Here is a 19,001-nt window from a genome sequence, read left to right on the forward strand (position 1 = left end):
GGCTGAACGCCGGTCCGCAGCGCGGGCAGGTCGCGGGCTCGGGTCCGCGGCCGGCGCTGACCGGGAGCGACTCGGGCGGTCAGCCGGGTGGGCCGGGCGGAGCGCGTGGGCCACAGCCGCCGATGCCGCCCGCGCCGCCGCAGGGCAGGTCGGCTCCGGCCGGTGCCGCGCCGGGTGCGCCGCAGGGTCTTCAGGCCGCGGGTACGGGTGCTCCGCAGGGCTTCGACGGTTTCGGTGACAGTGGCCGCCAGGAGGCGTTCGGCGCCCGTGGTTCCGTACCGCCGCCGCGGCGCCCCGACAGCGGCAACGCCGAGCAGGGCCGTGGTCCCCGGCAGCCGCAGCTGCCGCCGCCCGGTGGTCCGCGTGCCGAGCTGCCCGGGGGCAACCCCAAGCCGCGCGTGACCAGCTGGAGCGACGACAACGCACAGCCGCCGGTTCCGCACAACTCGATGGACGGCCCGCGCGGCCACGAGGAGCCGGACGCGACCTCACGCATGCCGCGCGTGGACGGCCGTCAGGGTCCGGGCTCGACCGAGGAGATCCCCCGGATCGACGACCGACAGGGTTCGAGCTCCACGGGTGAGTACGCCCGGCCGGACTTCGACGCCCCGCGGCCCGGTTCCGGTACCGGTCCCTCCGACTTCGACATCCCGCGTCCCGGTCAGGGCACCGGCCAGTTCGTACGCCCGGACGTGTTCGGTCCGCCGAATCCTTCCGCCAGGCAGAACCCGTCCTCGACCGGACAGTTCCCCGTGCCCGGCCGCGACGGCCGCCAGGACCAGCCCTCGAACGGGCGGTCACCGGCGTCCGGCTACAACGGTTCCGCCGCGGACCCGGGCGGCCGCGGCGAGCGCCAGGGCGGTGGCGACACCGGCCAGTTCGAGCGCCCCGGGGCCAACGGTGCGAACGGGACGAACGGCAGCAAGCGTCCCCAGCGCCCGCAGCCGCGTCGGCGCCCCTCGCTCCCCCCGCAGCCGTCGTATCCCCCGCAGCAGGAGCTCGAGGGTCTGCCCCCGGCGTCGGGTCCCGGCGACGGACGTACACCGCTGTACGACACCCTGGAGACCAACTGGTTCCACCAGGGACAGGACCAGGATCAGGACCAGGGCCGGAGCAACGGCTCCCGGACCGAGTCCGCGTCCACCACGTCCTCCATGTCCACCCCGCCGGAGCCCTCCCAGGCTCCCGCGGCCCCGCAGCGCCCGGCGTCGGCACCGGCTCCAGCCGTCACGTCGTCCTGGCGCGCCTCTCCCAATGACGAACTCGGCCGCCAGGCCGAGAAGGTGCGCCAGCCCACCGCGGGTGGCGTGACCGTCTCGGGTCTGCCGCGCCGGGTCCCCCGCGCGAACCTCGTCGCGGGGACGGCTCAGCAACAACAGCACCAAAGCGGTCCGCAGGTCTCGCGTGCGCCCGATGACGTACGCGGTCGGCTGACCAATCTTCGTAGGGGCATCCAGCAGGGTCGCCAGGCCGGTTCGGGCCAGACCGGCAGCTTCCCCAGCCCCACTCACCAGCAGGAGCGATAGTTGAGCCAGATGAGCCAGGCAGCACAGAACCTCAACTGGTTGATCACCAACTTCGTTGACAACACCCCCGGGGTGTCCCACACCGTCGTCGTCTCCGCCGACGGACTCCTTCTGGCGTTGTCGGAGGGCTTCCCGCGCGACCGCGCGGACCAGCTCGCGGCCGTCGCCTCCGGACTGACCTCGCTCACCGCCGGTGCCTCCCGGATCTTCGAGGGCGGCACGGTGGCCCAGACGGTGGTCGAGATGGAGCGCGGCTTCCTGTTCCTGATGTCCATTTCCGACGGCTCCTCGCTCGCGGTCCTGTCCCACCCGGACTGCGACATCGGTCTCGTCGGATACGAGATGGCCCTGCTCGTCGACCGCGCGGGCGCCGTACTGACGCCCGACCTGCGGGCCGAACTGCAAGGCAGCCTGTTGCACTAGAACCCCCCCCCACAAGGCAAGACCCACCGTCAGGCCGCCCGCTCCCCCACCGGCCCTCATCGACGGCACGACTGACCGACTTGCTGTCCCGCCCGGAGGACTCATGACCCCGCCCACCGCCTCTCACGATCCGTACGCAGAGCCGTACGGGGACGAGGGCGACCAGCCGCTGGTACGTCCGTACGCGATGACCGGCGGCCGGACCCGGCCGCGCTACCAGCTCGCCATAGAGGCACTGATCAGCACCACGGCCGACCCGGCGCAGCTGATGGGGCTGCTCCCCGAGCACCAGCGCATCTGCCACCTCTGCCGTGAGGTGAAGTCTGTTGCCGAAGTCTCGGCACTCCTGTCCATGCCCCTGGGCGTGGCACGGATCCTCGTCGCGGACCTCGCGGAGGCCGGTCTCGTCGCCATCCACCAGCCCGGTGGCGACGAGAACGCCGGCGGCCAGCCGGACGTGACACTGCTCGAAAGGGTGCTCAGTGGACTTCGCAAGCTCTGACGGAGGCCGGGCGACCACCTCCGCGAAGATCGTGGTGGCGGGTGGTTTCGGCGTGGGCAAGACCACGTTCGTCGGAGCCGTCTCCGAGATCAACCCGCTGCGCACGGAGGCCGTCATGACGTCCGCGTCCGCGGGCATCGACGACCTCACCCACACCGGGGACAAGACCACCACGACGGTCGCCATGGACTTCGGCCGTATCACCCTGGACCAGGACCTGATCCTGTACCTCTTCGGTACGCCCGGCCAGGACCGCTTCTGGTTCATGTGGGACGACCTGGTACGCGGCGCCATCGGCGCCGTGGTCCTGGTGGACACCCGGCGTCTCGCCGACTGCTTCCCGGCGGTCGACTACTTCGAGAACAGCGGTCTGCCCTTCGTGATCGCCCTCAACGGCTTCGACGGGCACCAGCCGTACACCCCCGACGAAGTCAGGGAGGCCTTGCAGATCGGGCCCGACTCCCCCATCATCACGACGGACGCCCGGCACCGGGCTGATGCCAAGAGTGCGCTGATCACGCTGGTCGAGCACGCGCTCATGGCGCGTCTGCGGTAGCACACAAATCAGCCATGCCGTACGGCAGTTGTCGTAGAAGCCTTGGAGCCGGCTGTGTCCTTTGACACGGCCGGCCAGGCTGTTCATAACGTTTCGACAGAGATATCGCGTGGCATCGACACGCGTCGCGGTCGCATGGTGCCGCTGTGCTCACAACGGCCCCGCCTTTTGGCGGGGCTCGCTCTTTATGACCGTTTTATCTGGGGCTTACGCAGCCCGGAATCATCGGTTCCGAGTGTTTGGACGAGCTCAGCCTGACGTGCTGGAATGCCTGAACTGCCCGGTAGCCGAGGGCTGGAAGACACACGCGGCACAACGTTGGTGCCGACGCCGAGAGGTTGTTGGTCGAGTGAGGCGAAGCAAGAACGGTCCCGAGCCGTCGGCACGGGGCAACTTCACCCCGCCGCCGCGCGGAGCGGCACCCGCACCCGTGCCCCGGACGGAGCCGACGGCGCCACCCGCGCCCAGCGGCAGCCGGCTGTCTCCGCGTAACTGGCGCGTACCGACCAGGCTGAATGCCATCCTGCTCATACCCGTGCTGGTCGGCCTGGTCATGGGCGGCTTCAACGTGAAGAGCTCGATCGACACCTGGAACGAAGCCCAGGACGCCGAGAAGATCGCGCAGATCGTGGCCTCCGCCTCGGAGTATGCCGCGGCCCTGCTGAACGAGCGCGACCTCTCCGCCCAGCCGCTCCTCAAGGAGAACCCGTCCGCCGAGGACGAGAAGATCGTCGAGGACGTCCGCGCCACCACCGACGAGAAGGCCGACGCCTTCCACAAGTCCGTCGAGGGCATGCCCTCCGGATACGGCTTGGAGCGCCGACTCCGGCTCGTGGAGGAGGCCGAGCCGACGCTCGCCGGCCTGCGCAAGAACGCGTACAACACGTCGCAGGACCCGGTGAAGACCGAAGAGGACTACGTCGACATCGAGCACCTTCTGCTGGAGTTCTCGAACGAGCTGGGTCTCGGCACCGGAAACATCACCAGCTACGGCCGCACCGTGTACGCCGTCGCGCTGGCCAAGGGCGCCGCCTCGCTGCAGCGCTCGATCGGTATGCACCTGCTCGTCAGGCCCAGCGAAGACGAGACCACGTACAACCGGCAGCGGGTCGCGTTCACCTCCTATGCCTACCTGGAGGGCATCGCCGTCCAGGAGTACATCTCCGGCGGTACGGCGCAGGACGCCGAGAAGCTCCGTACGGTCATGGCACAGAAGACCCAGGAGGGCCAGCAGCAGGTCGCCGAGGCCGAGCGCCAGGCCGAGGCCGCGGGCCGCGAGTTCGTGGCCCCGCCCGCACTGGACAAGATGGTCCAGGGAGTCGCCGCCGGGAGCCCCGACGAACTGGCCACGCAGGGCATCACCCCGGCGACCTGGATGGGCGCGGCCACCGCCAAGTTCGACGGCTACGACCAGATCGAGGCCGACCTCATCGACACGGCCGTCGCCGACGCGGGCCAGATCGCCTCCGACGCGCAGCGCGACGCCATCATCAACGGCGCGATCGTCATCATCGCCCTGCTCGCCGCGTTCATCATCGCCTCGCTCATGGCCCGCCAGATGAGCCGCTCGATGCGCCAGCTGCGCAACGCGGCCTTCGGTGTCGCCGAGCAGCGCCTGCCGATGCTGGTCGACCAGCTCTCGCGCACCGACCCGGGCCGGGTCGACACCCGGGTCGCACCCATCCCGATCACCTCCACGGACGAGATCGGCGAGGTCGCCCGCGCCTTCGACCAGGTCCACCGCGAAGCCGTACGACTGGCCGCCGAGCAGGCTCTGCTGCGGGGCAACATCAACGCGATCTTCACCAACCTCTCGCGCCGCAACCAGTCCCTGATCGAGGGCCAGCTGACCCTGATCACCGACCTGGAGAACAACGAGGCCGACCCGGACCAGCTGGAGAACCTCTTCCGCCTGGACCACCTGGCGACCCGTATGCGCCGCAACGGCGAGAACCTCCTGGTCCTCGCCGGCGAGGAGCCCGGCCGCCGCTGGGACCAGCCGGTCCCGCTGGTCGACGTGCTGCGCGCCGCCTCCTCCGAGGTGGAGCAGTACGAGCGCATCGAGCTCTCCGGCGTCCCGGAGGCCGAGATCCACGGCCGCGCCGTGACCGACCTCGTGCACCTGCTGGCCGAGCTCCTGGAGAACGCCACCACGTTCTCCTCGCCGCAGACCAAGGTCCGCGTCACCGCGACCCGGCTGCCCGACGGCCGCGTGATGATCGAGATCCACGACAAGGGCATCGGCCTCACCGCCGAGGACTTCGCGGACATCAACCACAAGCTGGCCAACCCGCCGACCGTGGACGCCGCGATCTCGCAGCGTATGGGTCTGTTCGTGGTCGGCCGGCTGTCCGACCGGCACGGCATCCGGGTCCAGCTGCGCCCCTCCGGCGAGCAGGCCGGTACGACCTCGCTCGTCATGCTGCCCGACGCGATCACCCACGGTGGCGGTGGCGATCACCAGCTCCAGGGCGACGAGTTCACCGTCTCGCAGATCATCCCGGAGCAGCAGTCCTACCAGGGCGAGAACTTCCAGGGCCCGCCCATGCGCACGGCCGCCGAGCTGGGCTTCGACGACAGCCGGTACGCCGAGGTCCCGGACGACATACGTGAGCTGGACCCGGTCGGCCGCTCCCTGATGCGTGAGGAGCGCCGCGCGGCCCTGGAGGCCCAGTCGCAGGGCCAGCCGGAGCTCGAGGCCGCGTCCTTCCGTGACGACTACGACCGGCAGCAGCCCGGGTACGACGACGGCCAGTCCGGCTACGAGAGCGAGCGGCCCGCCTACGACGAGGGCAGGCCCGCGTACGACGGCGCACCGGCCGCGTACACCGAGCAGCCCGGGTACGACCAGCAAACGGCGTACGAGGAGCCGCAGCGCCCGACGTACGACGAGACGTACTTCCCGACGAACGGTGGCTATCCGGAACCCTCCTATGCGGAGCCGGTCCAGGAGGAGCAGCCGTCGGCCCACGGATCCCCGCAGGAAAGGTTCTCGCCGTTCGAAGAGCAGTCCTACCGGGACGACTGGCCGCAACAGGACGAGTACCGGAACGGGTACAGCTCCGAGTACGCTCCGGAAACGGAATCCACGCAGGCCGCTGACGTGGCCGAGCAGGACGGCGTAGGCTTCGATCGTCCGGGACCGGCCCCCTCCGCCGCCCACGAGCTGACCGACGCCGGGCTTCCGCGCCGCGGTTCCCCCGCGAGCGGCCCGAGCGCCCGGCAGTCCGTGAGCCAGGAAGCGCCGGCCACCGCGGACAGCAGCGGCAGCAACGGCAGCGGCAACTGGCGGTCGGCCAACGACCAGCGGTGGCAGCGCGCCGAACAGCTGAAGCAGCCCAAGGCGGGCGGGGTCACCTCCTCCGGCCTGCCGCGGCGGGTACCCAAGGCCAACCTGGTCGAGGGCACCGCGGAATCGACCAACCAGGGCGGCCCACAGGTCTCCCGCGCCCCCGAGGACGTCCGGGGCAGGCTGAGCAACCTGCGCCGGGGTGTCCAGCGGGGACGTAACGCAGGCAGTGAAACGAACGGCCAGGGCTTCGGTCCTGACAGCACCTACAACCAGGAGCGTTAGTGTGAGCCCGATGAGCCAGGCGGCGCAGAACCTGAACTGGTTGATCACCAACTTCGTGGACAACACCCCCGGGGTGTCCCACACGGTGGTGGTCTCCGCCGACGGACTCCTTCTGGCGATGTCCGAAGGCTTTCCGCGCGACCGCGCCGACCAGCTGGCGGCCGTCGCGTCGGGTCTTACCTCGCTGACCGCGGGCGCGTCCCGCATCTTCGAGGGTGGCAGTGTGAATCAGACGGTTGTGGAGATGGAGCGAGGATTCCTCTTCATCATGTCCATTTCCGACGGTTCTTCGCTCGCGGTCCTTGCACATCCGGAAGCGGACATCGGTCTCGTTGGGTACGAGATGGCCCTTCTGGTGGACCGTGCCGGTACGGTTCTGACGCCTGATCTGCGTGCGGAGCTCCAGGGGAGCCTTCTCAACTAGCAGACAAGCGATACATTTTGGCGTCCCGTGGCCGTAAGGTTTCGGACACGGCTATCCAGAGTGATGGGTGCCCGGCACAGTCGGAGGAGGAGAAAGTGGCAACACCCCCAGGCGGTTCGTCTTCGGGCAACTGGTCTTACGGTCCCGGCCAAGGCCAGGGCCAGGGTGCCGGTTCGCAGAACCCGAACCGGTACAACTTCCCCTCCGCACCGAGCCACCGGCAGCGCCAGCCGTACGCGCCCCAGGGCCCTGGTCCCTCGCCGTACGACCAGCCGTCGGCGCCGCGCATCCAGCCTGTGCAGCCGCAGCGCCGCTCTCCTGAGCCGTCGCCCGCCGGCGGGGCGTCGAACCCCCTGGTGCGTCCGTACGCCATGACGGGCGGCCGCACCAGGCCTCGGTACCAGCTCGCCATCGAGGCGCTGGTGCACACCACCGCGCAGCCGCACCAGATGCAGGGGCAGCTGCCCGAGCATCAGCGGATCTGCAACCTCTGCCGGGAGATCAAGTCGGTGGCCGAGATCTCGGCCCTGCTCACCATCCCTCTCGGCGTGGCCAGGATTCTCGTCGCCGACTTGGCGGAGGCGGGCCTGGTCGCCATCCATCAGCCCGGCGGCGACGAGAACGCCGGCGGCCAGCCAGACGTGACACTGCTCGAAAGGGTGCTCAGTGGACTTCGCAAGCTCTAGCGGCGGTCCTTCCCGCTCAACCACCTCGGCGAAGATCGTGGTGGCGGGTGGCTTCGGCGTGGGCAAGACCACGTTCGTCGGGGCCGTCTCGGAGATCAACCCGCTGCGTACCGAGGCCGTCATGACGTCCGCGTCCGCGGGCATCGACGACCTCACCCACACCGGAGACAAGACGACGACCACCGTCGCCATGGACTTCGGCCGTATCACCCTGGACCAGGACCTGATCCTGTACCTCTTCGGTACGCCCGGCCAGGACCGCTTCTGGTTCATGTGGGACGACCTGGTACGCGGCGCCATCGGCGCGATCGTCCTGGTCGACACCCGGCGTCTCGCCGACTGCTTCCCGGCCGTCGACTACTTCGAGAACAGCGGTCTGCCGTTCGTGATCGCCCTCAACGGCTTCGACGGCAACCAGCCGTACAACCCGGACGAGGTCCGCGAGGCCCTCCAGATCGGCCCGGACACCCCGATCATCACGACGGACGCCCGCCATCGCGCTGACGCTAAGTCTGCGCTGATCACTCTTGTGGAGCACGCGCTGATGGCGCGCCTGCGGTAGCGCTTGCCGCGCGAGGCACGAAAGGGCGCCCTCTCCGTTCGGAGAGGGCGCCCTTTCTACGTGCGCGGCCACCGGGCTGCCCGGACGGGTGGTTCGCCGCCTGCGGGCCGTCGTGGTTGCTCGCGCAGTTCCCCGCGCCCCTTTGGGGCGCACGCAGAAGGGCCCCTCTCGAAAGAGGGGCCCTTCTGCGTGCATACGGCTCAGCGCCAGCTGTGCGGAGCCCGGAAGCCGGGCTCGCGTTCCAGGCGGCGCCAGCCGGCCTTGGTGCGGCCCCGGTGGGCCGTGGTCGTGGGAGCGGCGGCGGCGCGGGCCAGGAGGATGGCCGTGATGGCGGCGACTTCCTCGGGCTCGGCGTGGCCCTTCTCGACGCGAATGTCAGGGGTGCTCATGGGCGTAAGTCTCCGTGAGTGAGGTTTCCGCGGGGGGACCGCAGAGTTACTGCGGCGGGTTTCCGTGCTTGCGGGACGGCAGGTCCGCGTGCTTCGTGCGCAGCATCGCCAGCGAGCGGATGAGGACCTCGCGGGTCTCGGTGGGGTCGATCACGTCGTCCACCAGGCCGCGCTCGGCCGCGTAGTACGGGTGCATCAGCTCGGCCTTGTACTCCTTGACCATGCGGGCCCGCATGGCCTCGGGGTCCGCGGCCTCGGCGATCTGCCGGCGGAAGATCACATTGGCGGCACCTTCGGCTCCCATCACTGCGATCTCGTTGGTCGGCCAGGCGTAGGTGAGGTCCGCACCGATGGACTGGCTGTCCATCACGATGTAGGCACCTCCGTACGCTTTCCGAAGGATCAGCGAGATCCGGGGCACGGTCGCGTTGCAGTACGCGTACAGCAGCTTCGCGCCGTGGCGGATGATCCCACCGTGCTCCTGGTCGACGCCGGGCAGAAAGCCGGGGACGTCCAGAAGAGTGACGATCGGGATGTTGAACGCGTCGCACATCTGCACAAAGCGCGCGGCCTTTTCGCTGGCCTCGATGTCCAGGACGCCGGCCAGGGACTGCGGCTGGTTGGCGACGATGCCGACCACCTGGCCGTCGAGCCGGGCCAGGGCGCAGATGATGTTGCGGGCCCAGCGCTCGTGGACCTCCAGGTAGTCGCCGTCGTCGACGAGCTCCTCGATGACCTTGGTCATGTCGTACGGGCGGTTGCCGTCCGCGGGGACGAGGTCCAGCAGGACCTCGGAGCGGCGGTCGGCGGGGTCCTCGGAGTCCGCGTGGGGCGGGTTCTCGCGATTGTTCTGCGGCAGCATCGACAGGAGGTAGCGGACTTCGGCGAGGCAGGTCTCCTCGTCGTCGTACGCGAAGTGCGCGACACCGGAGGTCTCGGCGTGTACGTCCGCGCCGCCGAGGCCGTTCTGGGTGATCTCCTCGCCGGTGACCGCCTTGACGACGTCCGGCCCGGTGATGAACATCTGCGAGGTCTCGCGGACCATGAACACGAAGTCCGTGAGCGCCGGGCTGTAGGCGGCGCCGCCCGCGCACGGGCCGAGCATGACGCTGATCTGCGGGATGACGCCGGAAGCCTTGGTGTTGCGCTGGAAGATGCCGCCGTATCCGGCGAGGGCGCTGACGCCCTCCTGGATGCGGGCGCCGGCGCCGTCGTTGAGGGAAACCAGCGGGGCCCCGGCCGCGATGGCCATGTCCATGATCTTGTGGATCTTCGTGGCGTGGGCCTCGCCCAGCGCGCCGCCGAAGATCCGGAAGTCATGGGCGTACACGAAGACCGTACGGCCCTCGACCGTGCCCCAGCCGGTGATCACACCGTCCGTGTAGGGCTTCTTGGCCTCCAGGCCGAAGCCCGTGGCCCGGTGCCGGCGCAGCTGCTCGACCTCGTTGAACGAACCCTCGTCCAGCAGGAGCTCGATGCGCTCCCGGGAGGTCAGCTTGCCCTTGGCGTGCTGTGCCTGGGTCGCCTTCTCGCTGGGCCCCGCCAGCGCCTGCACACGGATCTCGTGCAGCTCGGCCACGCGCCCGCGTGCGTCGGTGGGTTCTCCTGCGGCTTCTGGGGCGGAGGATCCGGCATCGTCCAAAACGGTCATGTAGCGACCTTACGAAGTCCACCATCGAAAGCGGGCCGTCGACTCCTCACAGTCTCCGAGTCGTTTTCCTGGTACCCCTGAACAGAACCCGAGGGGCATGCGGGTCAACCACCAGCTCAGGGGCGGTCTGGCTTGTTGGGGTTCTACAAAGCGGCCTACTGTGGCGTGCTGCACACATCGGTGCGGGCGACCGGGTTCTTGATCTGGGCATCCTGCACCTTCTGAGCCTCCTGCACCCTCTGGACGTCCTTCAGGATGTCCTCGACGCTCCCCGGCCCTTTGCCCTCGCTGTAGCGGGTGAGCGTCAGCAGGGTCGCCTCGTAGAAGGCGTCGCGTACCGCGGGGGGCATCACGTCGGAGGCGTCCAGGCAGCGAGGGGTGCCTTTGGAGGTGAGCCGCCTGGCGACTTCGCCCTCCACGTCACCGCTCCTGGGGCGGACCTTGTTGTTGGCTGAGAACACCCCGGCGTTGTCTGCCCAGGTCTGTTGCCCGCGTGCGGAGGCGAGGCTCTCCAGCAGCTCCCTGGCGCGGTCGCCGTCGCTGAAGAGTGCGGCGAAGTCTCCGGTCACCTCGTGGGCCTTCACGTCGTAAGGGCCGCGGGGCAGCAGGTCGGCCGAGTCCACGAAGGTGGCCTCCTTGGCCCTGTCGTCGTAGAAGAAGGGCGCGAAGGAGCCCTGGTGCTCCAGAGTGCAGTCGTCCTGGCTGAACAGGAGCCCATCGCTGCCGTCGGTCCCCCGATGGTCGTCGATCAGGGCCCGCGCGGCCAACCCCTTGTCGCCTTGGGTGAGCAGGTCGCCCCAGGCATACCAGGCGTCCATCACCGGCTTCGAGGTCCATTTCAGGTCGCCTCGCACCCACTGCTCGTACGCCTTGGGTCCGGAGCCCTGTAGCACCAGGTCTTCGATCCAGTCACTGCCGGGCCAGCCGGAGGGGCCGTCGTCGCCCATGCCCATGCACCAACTCGTCGGCGGCGGGGGCGATTTGGGCGGATCGGTGTCCTTGCGATGCCAGACGATGCTCTTGAGGTCGGCCCTCAGCGGCACCCAGTACACCGGTCCCGCGCCTTTGCCGGAGGGCTGCCAGGGCGGGCCGTACTCGCTCTTCTTGTAGACGTCATCGTGCAGTTCCTCGAGGCGCCCCTGCTGGGCGTACTCGGCGAGTTCGCCGACGCCGGGCATGATCACGATGTCCGGGGGCTCGCCCGCCTGCACCTCGGAGAGCAGCACCTCGCGCTGCGCGGCGGTGCCCTGGTACTCGTACGGAATGCCGAAGCCATCGAGGAGGTCCTCGAACCGCTCGCCCTGGCGGCCGGTCCAGGTGCCGAGGATGGTGACCTTCTCCTCGCCTTCCGTCTGGCCCGGCGCGGCGAGTTCGCAGCCCGACGCCGTGAAGAGCAGTGCGCAGACGAGGAGTACGGTGCGGAGCCTGGTCAACGGGCCCTCCAGTAGTCGGCGTTGAGCCTGCGTCCGATGCCGACGGCGGGCAGGAGGACGACGAGGATGCCGCCGCCCAGCGCGCCGTAGTACACCGAGTTCTGCCACTCGCGTGCGCGGAGTTCCGTGCGTACTGCCTGAGACTTTTTGGAGACGGCGTTCTGGGCGCTGTCGAGCTTCTTGCGCGGGGCAGTGCTGTCTACGTTCGTGTCGCGCTTGGTCTGTTCCGCGACGGTTGTGATCTCGGTGAGCTTGTCTCGGGCGTTGTCCAGGTGCCGCTGGGTGGCAGTCGTCGCGAGGAGCGGGACCACGGCGAGGGCGACGGTGAGTACGAGGGCGCCGAGCAGCCACGGGTTGTAGTCACGGCCGCAGCGGTCGCGCAGTACCCACAGCGCGGACAGCAGAGTCAACACGAGGACAAGCAGGGCGAGTTCGGCGACAACCCAGCCGGCGTACCCGACTGCGCCCATCGTGGCGAGCCGCTCCGCGCGATCCATCTGCCTGTCCTGCAGCTTGTCCAGGCGCGGCACCAGGCCGACCTCGGTGCGGGTGAGCAGCGAGCCCGCCTCGCTGAACTTCTGGTCCTGTATGGGCCTGTCGTCGTGGTAGTGGAGTGCGCCGAGCGTGATGGAGTTGTCGTACGAGTCGAGCAGGCCGTTGACCGCGCCGAGGTCGTCACTCGTTCTCTCGGCGAGCCGGGACAGGCTCTGGTCGGCCGCTGAGAGCTGCGACTGATAGGTCTCCCCCGCGCCCGGCACGCCGTTGAGCTCCGCCCGGACCCAGTTGGCCTCCCAGTCGGCGCGCAGCAGCGCGAGCTGCGTCGCGGCCACGTCCTGCACCGCGGGCGCGGCCTGGGAACGCAGCCCGTCGGCGCTCAGCACCACTTCGCGGTACGAGACGAGGAGCGCGCTGACCGCGACAACCGCAGTGAGGGCCATCACCAGGAGGTGGAACTCCAGGAGCCTGCGGGTCCGGTAGCGGCTGAGCCGTCTGCGGTACGCGGCTGACGGCCCCGTCCACGTGCGGGGGCGGGCGCCGGCCGGTGCGGCGGGACGCTTCGTCGCCTGGTCGCTCACAGCAGTTGCCCTCCGCACTTGATGCAGTAGCGGGCCTCACGGCCCGCGCGGTGCCCGCAGCCCGCACAGCGCGGGCCGCTGCCTGTCCTGGTCGGGGCCTCGGTCAGCGGTCCGCCGGGCCGCGATCCGGCCCACAGGATTCTCTGGCCGAGCGTGTCGGTGTTCACCGTGGCGTGCAGCCGGACCCGGCCCGCCTCGGTGTCGATGATGTCCGCGAACACACGGATGTTCTCCAGCACATGCTCGGCGCCGAGCCGCGTGGCAAGGCGCGCTGCCTCGCCCAAGTGCCGCTCGGCAACCTCGCGTTGCAGCGGCTCGAGGGCGCGGAGGCCGGTGCGCAGAGCGAGGTGCATGGCAGTGGCTTCTTTCATGCTGCGGACACTTGCGCCGCCTTCCGGGTCCACGACGCAGGGCTTCCGCTCGTCGGCGCGATGCCAGCGGGCGACAACGGGCACGGACTGGTCGCCGATGCTGACCATGGCGAACTGAAGGTCGGTCTCCAGCGGGTCGGTCTCGGCGTCGACGGCCAGGGTGAGCAGGTAGTCGCGGACTCCGGACTCCCACTGGTACGTGGGGAACCGCCAGCGGTGCGGGCGTCCCGGCTCGAGCAGGCCGCCGAGCCGGTGCGGCCGTGGCGCCTTCTCGCCGAGGCCGACCTGGCGGACGGTGGGCCGGGCGGTCACCTCGATGGGCAACTCGGGGCTGTGCACCCGGCGCAGCCGCCGGATCGCCCCCGTGATGGCGTTGCCGAGCTGATCCTCCACGAACTCGGCGGTGCCGTGCAGGCGTTCGGCGATGGTCAGCAGTGGGTCGGGCGCCCAGTCGGTGCCGATGGCCAGCACATCGCAGGTGAACTGCCCGGCGCAGGCGTCGAGTTCCTCCTCCAGGTGGGTTTCGCCGGGGCCGCTGCTGCCGTCGGTGATCAGCACCAGATGACGTACGGACAAGGGGCGGGCGGCGAGCAGGGCACGCGCCCGGGCCGCCCAGGCGGCGTACCCGGCCGGGCGCGGGCCGTCCCGATGCAGGGTGACGGCTTCGGCCGCGAAGGCGGCGCGGCCCTTGTCGCGCGCTCCGGCGACGGCCCACTCCTCGCCGCCGACCGGGTAGCACAGGCTCGGCTCGGGGCCGGAACCGAGCACGGCGAAGGAGATTCCGTCGGGCAGGGCAAGCAGCGCCGCGCGCAGCGCGTGCCGCACGGTGTGGCGGTGCGGCTCGGCGAGGTCGAGGGCGATGATCACGGCCAGTTCGACGGCCGGGAGTTCGGCGGGGACGCCGGTGTCCGCGATCTCGACTCGCAGATGGGCCTCGATCTTGGCGCTGCGGTGCGGGCGCAGATCGCGTTCGTGATCGACGGAGAGCCGAATGTCCAGCTGTGGCGGCCGGGTGGGGCTGCTCATGAGTCCTCCAGCGCTCCTTCGGCTTGGTGCGCTCTTGTGTGCTTCGACTGTGGCTGTCGCTGTACCTGTGCGGGGTCGGGCCGGGTTCAGACGAGGGTCTGCGGTCGTATCGCGTGGGACAGGTCGACCAAGTGCTCGTGCGCGGTGGCCGAGTCCTGGTGGCGTACGGCCAACTGCCGGTAGTGCTGCTCCAGTTGTTCGCGTACGTCGCGCTCCGCGGCCGGCAGCCGGCGGCGCGGCCCGACGCGGTCGCTGCGTGCGTACAGCGCGTCGAGCTTCCACTCGTACAGCTCGGTACGCAGCCGCAAGGCCTCGTCCTCGGAGAGCCGCAGCTCGGAGGCGCCCGGCGCCTGCTCCGATGCGCGCCGCAGCTCGTCGAGGCCGGCGTCCACATCCTGGGGGCGGGGCCGCAGTGCCCGGTCTCGTGCCAAATGCCACAGCTCGGTGTCCACGTCACGGGGGGCAGGCAACGGGCGTGCCCATCCGGGCAGCCGTGCGGCCCGGATGCGCAGGGCGGCGATGGCGGCCACGGTGTGGTCGAGCGAGCCGGCGGGGACCCGGCCGAGCACCTCCAGGGCCGCCGCGCGGTCGCCGTCGCGCAGCGCGATCCTGGCCAGGCCCAGGGCGGCGCCGCCGTGCGAGCGGTTGCGGGCGAGCACCGATTCGTACAGCTGCCGGGCGGTGGGCTCGCCGCCCCCGCCCGCTCCCGCTCCGGCTCCCGCGGCCTCGCTGAGCGTTTCCAGGCAGTAGGCGAGCGCCAGTTTTGGCGCGTACTCGCCGGGCAGGTCGAAGCGGACCTGGGTGAAGTGCTCCTGGGCCTGGGCGACTTGGCGCGGGTCGTCGTCGAGGTCGGCGCGGCGCAGCGCGACCAGGGCGCGGTGCCACTGGAGCCGCCAGTCGCGCACGGCCCGGGGTCCGGGGATGGAGTCGGCGGTATCGAGTTCCTCCTGGGCGCGCTCCAGGTCGTCCCTGCCGTCCCGGCCCACGAGGACCCGTACGTTGTGCAGGCAGATCTCCACCGAAGTGGGCCTCTCGCTGTCCTGGCTCAGGAGTTTGCCGGGGTCGTAGCCACTGCTTATCTCGAACTGGCTGGTCTGCGGATCGCCCGGATAGCGCCGCGGCGCCGGCAGATAACGAGCGATCTCGGTAGGGGTGGGCGCGCCGAGGTCCAGGGCTGGCGCGGTGGGCGGGCTGTGCCGGTCGCGGCGCTGGCGGGCCAGCCAGTGGTCGAGCCCGGGCACGGTGCCGAGCCGTGCGCCGAGCAGCTGGGCGGAGGGCCGGAAGTACGCGGAGGGCTCGGGCGGGTCGGTCTTGCCGCGCAGGGCCCGGATCTCCCGCAGCGCACCGCGCAGTTGGCCGGCCATCTCCTGGGCGTCGGCGAAGCGGCGGCCGGGATCCTCACGGGTGGCGCGCTCGACGACCCAGCGGAAGGAGGCGGTGCCGAGCCCCGGTACGTCGTCGCCGACGGCCCAGGTGGCGAGTTCACGCAGGGTGACGCCGACGGTGTGCAGGTCATGGGCGACGGTGAGCGTGGCGGCGCCCTCCGTCTCGGGCGCCCTGTAGCCGGGGGTGACGTGGGCGGGCGGCTCGCTCTGGCCCTGCTCGCGCATCCCGCCGAGGTCGATGACCTTGACGCCGTCCTTGTGGTGCACGACGTTGGACGGCTTCATGTCCCCGTACACGAACTGCTTCTCGCCCCCGGCGTGCAGATGGCCGAGGGCTTCGAGGATCTGACAGCCGTACGCCGCGACGTGCTCGATATCGAGCACGAACTCCCCTCGCCGGGTCTCCTCCACAACCGCTTGGAGGGTGCGGTCGCCTACGTCGTCCATGACGATGTAGCCGCCGGTGACCTCGCCGGACTCGTCGCTGCGCGCGACGAAGTCGCGGATCTGGACGATGCGGGGGTGGCGGATGGCAACGAGATTGCGGCGCTCGATGTCCGCGTGCTTGGCGCCGTCCTGCTCGTACCGGTTGAGCAGTCCCTTGACGGCGACCATGTCGCGGAGGTTGGTGTCGCGGGCGAGATAGACCCAGCCCTGGCCGCCGTGCGCGATGGGCCCGATAATCTTGTACTTGTCGCCCAGCACAGCGCCTCGAGTCAGTTCGGGCCGGTACGAGTAGCGCTCGCGGCAGGCCGGGCAGTAGCCCTCTATCGGCACCGGGCCCTCGGTGTAAGGCGGGGCGAAGGTGATGCCGCACTCCGCCGAGGAGCAGGTCATCCGGATACGCAGCGGGGCCTCGGCGCTGATCAGGCGCTCCTCGGGGGCCCGCGGCTCGTGTTCGGGCAGGGCCAGCAGCTCCCGGGGGCCGAACTCCATGGGTTTCTCTGGGAGTTGGGGCAGGCCCGGGTCGTTCTTCTCGGCGCGACCGCACTCGGCGCAGTAGCCGGTGGGCAGGACGGCGCCACCGCACGGGGCGCCGGTGAAGCGGCGGTGCGGGCAGGAGGTCATGCCAGTCCTCCGTGGGAGCGGAGGTCCGCGCGCACATGAAAGCCGATGTCCGTGCGCAGCGTCTTGATCAGCTTGCGCAGCCGCTTCAGCCGCTCCTGCGGATCGCTGATGCCGTCGATCGCGCGGCGTTCGGCGCGGCGCAGATCGGCCACCAAGGACTCCGAGCCGAGCGAGCCGCTGCTGACCACACCCTCCCTGACCGCGCGGTCGACCTCGAGGTCTTCCAGACGGGTGAGCAGCAGGTCCGCGTGGTCCTCGAGAGCGGGCGTCAGCAGTACGTCGCGGGCCGCCGTCCAGCCGGTGCCGCCGTCGGTACGGAAGACGATCAGCAGCCTGAAGCCCACCCTGCGCAGCCTGTCCAGGAGCTCTATCAACGGCCGGGGCTCGGGCTCCAGGTCCAGGCCGTCGACGGCGACCGTGACGGGGCGTTCAGGCACGCGCAGCCCCACCGGGCCCGGATTGCGCCGGGTGCCGAGCAGCCAGTCCCAGTACGCCAGATACTGTCCGGGCGGGTACGCGATGTAATCCAGGGCATGGTCGGCCAGTCCGGGTCTGCTGGAGCGACCGCCCTGGTAGCGCAGCCCGGCGCGGTGCAGCAGGAACCGAAGCGAGCGGTCCTTGCCGCTGTCCGGAGGTACGACGGTGATCTTCACCGGATCCTCGTCGAGGTCGCCGAACCAGGTGCGCAGCCGGTCCTCGAAGCCCTGGTCCCAGGCATCCGTGCCGATCAACTCCTTGACCATGGGCGACAGTTCGGCGATGCGCTCGACGGGGATCAGATACGAGAAGGCCAGCCGGTTGTCGTCGGGCAGCGGCATCCCCATGTCGCCACGCCAGCTGACGATCAGGCCGACCACCCGTGCGGGATGCCGCTCGTCCGGCCTGGTGCACACGGCGGCGCCGCTGAAGCCCCGGCGGACGACCCCCCTGCGGTGGACGGCGTCCACCTGCACCCACTCACCGCTCACGCCGCCGATCGTGCCGTGCAGGGACATGCCGTCCTCAAACCCCTTCGCGTACCCCGTGGCGTACACCGGGAGTCCGGCCCACATCCGGGGTTCCAGCGTGGCGGGGCGGGCCTGCGGGCGCGCGCTCTCCAGCCGGAGTAACGCGACGTCCTCGCCCTGCCCGTCGGGACCGGGCAGCCAGCCGCCCTCGGCGATCCGCGCCGCCACCGGTTCGATCTCCCGGCTCTCGGCGAACTCCACCCACATCACGGCGTCCGGGTCACGCACCACGTGCGCACACGTCATCACGGTGTCCGGGGCGATCAGCACACCCGCACCGCACACCGGACCGTTCGCGTCACCGCGTCGCAGCCGCAGTCGCCAGTCCGCCCGTAGCTCCCCCATGCCACATCAGCGTACGCGCGCCGCACGGCCCGTCCCTAGACCCTTGACCAGGATTGATCGGCCAATGAGCGGAAGGGGGGCGGGAGATGACGAGGCAGGACGCGGAACCGGCCGTTCCTTGCTGAGGCCGACGGCGGTTCAGTGCCCCCCGAAAGGGCGAACTCCTACGAATGTCCGTGCACATCCATGTGCGGACGTACACGTACGAACTGTTCTCGTGCGACCCGGAATAGTTCTATGCTGTGCCTCGTTGAAGATTAAACAGCCTCGGTGCAGAGCCGGGGCTCGTCCCCCAAGGAGCCAGTCATGGGTCTGTTCGGCAACAAGGACACCGCCACCGCCGCCACCACCGCCGCCGACCTGTCCGCCCTCACCGGCGACTACACCATCGACGCGTCCCACACCACCATCGGCTTCGTCGCCCGGCACGCCATGGTCACCAACGTCAAGGGCAGCTTCACCGACCTCTCGGGCTCCCTGCACCTGGACGGCAGCGACCCGTCCCGGTCGACCGCGACCATCGACATCAAGATGGACAGCATCGAGACCGGCAACGCCGACCGTGACGGCCACCTCAAGAGCGCCGACTTCTTCAAGACGGACGAGTTCCCGACGATGACGTTCCGCTCCACCAAGGCGGAGTCCCTCGGCGGCGACGACTACCGCATCACCGGCGACCTCTCGATCCTCGGCACCACCAAGCCGATCTCCATCGACCTGGAGTTCAACGGCGCCGCGAAGGACCCCTTCGGCAACGAGCGCGTCGGCTTCGAGGGCAAGGCGGAGATCCTGCGCTCGGAGTGGGGCCTCACGTGGAACGCGGCGCTGGAGACGGGCGGCGTCCTGGTCTCCGACAAGATCAAGCTGAACTTCGACATCTCGGCGATCAAGAACGCGGGCTGATCCTGCGGCTCCCGCTCTCGCCGCGACTCCCGTCGACACGCTGAGCACGCCGCCCTCCGATCCCCAACGGAGGGCGGGCGCTCGGGCCGCAACG

General features: G+C 70.1%; 15 protein-coding genes and 1 pseudogene. 9 read left to right on the forward strand and 7 right to left on the reverse strand.

Features of this window, described 5'->3' with window-relative positions:
- The 8 genes and pseudogenes from ACYVO6_RS03425 to ACYVO6_RS03460 form a co-directional block, all read left to right on the forward strand.
- Positions 1 to 1,526: pseudogene (locus ACYVO6_RS03425) on the forward strand (nitrate- and nitrite sensing domain-containing protein); the annotation flags it as partial.
- 9 nt (positions 1,527 to 1,535) lie between these two features.
- Positions 1,536 to 1,949 (forward strand): roadblock/LC7 domain-containing protein, encoded by a 414-nt coding sequence (locus ACYVO6_RS03430; RefSeq protein WP_033321189.1) that lies wholly within the window; start codon positions 1,536 to 1,538, stop codon positions 1,947 to 1,949.
- A gap of 103 nt (positions 1,950 to 2,052) precedes the next feature.
- On the forward strand, positions 2,053 to 2,451 hold the full coding sequence (locus tag ACYVO6_RS03435) for a DUF742 domain-containing protein (protein WP_165339911.1): 399 nt from the start codon (positions 2,053 to 2,055) through the stop codon (positions 2,449 to 2,451).
- Complete coding sequence (locus ACYVO6_RS03440) at positions 2,432 to 3,007, forward strand: GTP-binding protein (RefSeq protein WP_033321071.1); 576 nt, start codon at positions 2,432 to 2,434, stop codon at positions 3,005 to 3,007. Before ACYVO6_RS03435 ends, ACYVO6_RS03440 begins: the two co-directional genes overlap by 20 nt.
- Positions 3,008 to 3,356: 349 nt before the next feature.
- Entirely contained in the window at positions 3,357 to 6,581 is a 3,225-nt protein-coding gene (locus tag ACYVO6_RS03445) for a nitrate- and nitrite sensing domain-containing protein (protein ID WP_461057066.1), read from the forward strand.
- 10 nt (positions 6,582 to 6,591) lie between these two features.
- The gene (locus ACYVO6_RS03450) at positions 6,592 to 7,005 is read left to right on the forward strand and encodes a roadblock/LC7 domain-containing protein (protein ID WP_033321188.1); all 414 of its coding nucleotides are present in this window, start codon (positions 6,592 to 6,594) and stop codon (positions 7,003 to 7,005) included.
- Between the two features lie 95 nt (positions 7,006 to 7,100).
- Positions 7,101 to 7,691, forward strand: coding sequence for a DUF742 domain-containing protein (locus ACYVO6_RS03455; RefSeq protein WP_461057068.1), 591 nt, complete (start codon positions 7,101 to 7,103; stop codon positions 7,689 to 7,691).
- The gene (locus ACYVO6_RS03460; RefSeq protein ID WP_026248371.1) at positions 7,672 to 8,253 is read left to right on the forward strand and encodes a GTP-binding protein; all 582 of its coding nucleotides are present in this window, start codon (positions 7,672 to 7,674) and stop codon (positions 8,251 to 8,253) included. Before ACYVO6_RS03455 ends, ACYVO6_RS03460 begins: the two co-directional genes overlap by 20 nt.
- 200 nt (positions 8,254 to 8,453) lie before the next feature.
- Here the strand turns inward: ACYVO6_RS03460 and ACYVO6_RS03465 are convergent, their stop codons facing one another.
- From ACYVO6_RS03465 to ACYVO6_RS03495, 7 genes are all read right to left on the reverse strand, one after another.
- The gene (locus ACYVO6_RS03465; protein ID WP_344392590.1) at positions 8,454 to 8,642 is read right to left on the reverse strand and encodes an acyl-CoA carboxylase subunit epsilon; all 189 of its coding nucleotides are present in this window, start codon (positions 8,640 to 8,642) and stop codon (positions 8,454 to 8,456) included.
- Positions 8,643 to 8,688: 46 nt separating this feature from the next.
- Positions 8,689 to 10,293, reverse strand: a complete 1,605-nt coding sequence (locus ACYVO6_RS03470) for an acyl-CoA carboxylase subunit beta (RefSeq protein WP_461057071.1) — start codon at positions 10,291 to 10,293, stop codon at positions 8,689 to 8,691.
- A gap of 155 nt (positions 10,294 to 10,448) precedes the next feature.
- Positions 10,449 to 11,726, reverse strand: coding sequence for an extracellular solute-binding protein (locus ACYVO6_RS03475; protein ID WP_461057073.1), 1,278 nt, complete (start codon positions 11,724 to 11,726; stop codon positions 10,449 to 10,451).
- Positions 11,723 to 12,802 carry a hypothetical protein gene (locus tag ACYVO6_RS03480; RefSeq protein WP_461057075.1) on the reverse strand — a complete coding sequence of 360 codons (1,080 nt, stop codon included), beginning with the start codon at positions 12,800 to 12,802 and terminating at the stop codon, positions 11,723 to 11,725. The genes ACYVO6_RS03475 and ACYVO6_RS03480 overlap by 4 nt, the downstream gene beginning before the upstream one ends.
- A complete protein-coding gene (locus ACYVO6_RS03485) occupies positions 12,799 to 14,199 on the reverse strand; it encodes a vWA domain-containing protein (protein WP_461057077.1) in 1,401 nt (466 codons plus the stop codon). Before ACYVO6_RS03485 ends, ACYVO6_RS03480 begins: the two co-directional genes overlap by 4 nt.
- Positions 14,200 to 14,285: 86 nt before the next feature.
- Positions 14,286 to 16,652 (reverse strand): tetratricopeptide repeat protein, encoded by a 2,367-nt coding sequence (locus ACYVO6_RS03490; RefSeq protein WP_461057079.1) that lies wholly within the window; start codon positions 16,650 to 16,652, stop codon positions 14,286 to 14,288.
- The gene (locus ACYVO6_RS03495; protein WP_461057081.1) at positions 16,649 to 18,004 is read right to left on the reverse strand and encodes a S1 family peptidase; all 1,356 of its coding nucleotides are present in this window, start codon (positions 18,002 to 18,004) and stop codon (positions 16,649 to 16,651) included. Before ACYVO6_RS03495 ends, ACYVO6_RS03490 begins: the two co-directional genes overlap by 4 nt.
- A 306-nt stretch (positions 18,005 to 18,310) precedes the next feature.
- Between ACYVO6_RS03495 and ACYVO6_RS03500 the strand changes: the two genes are divergently transcribed.
- Positions 18,311 to 18,907: a YceI family protein gene (locus tag ACYVO6_RS03500; protein WP_461057083.1), complete on the forward strand. Its 597-nt coding sequence runs from the start codon at positions 18,311 to 18,313 to the stop codon at positions 18,905 to 18,907.
- Positions 18,908 to 19,001 lie beyond the last annotated feature (94 nt).

The sequence above is a fragment of the Streptomyces pseudoechinosporeus genome, assembly GCF_054783935.1.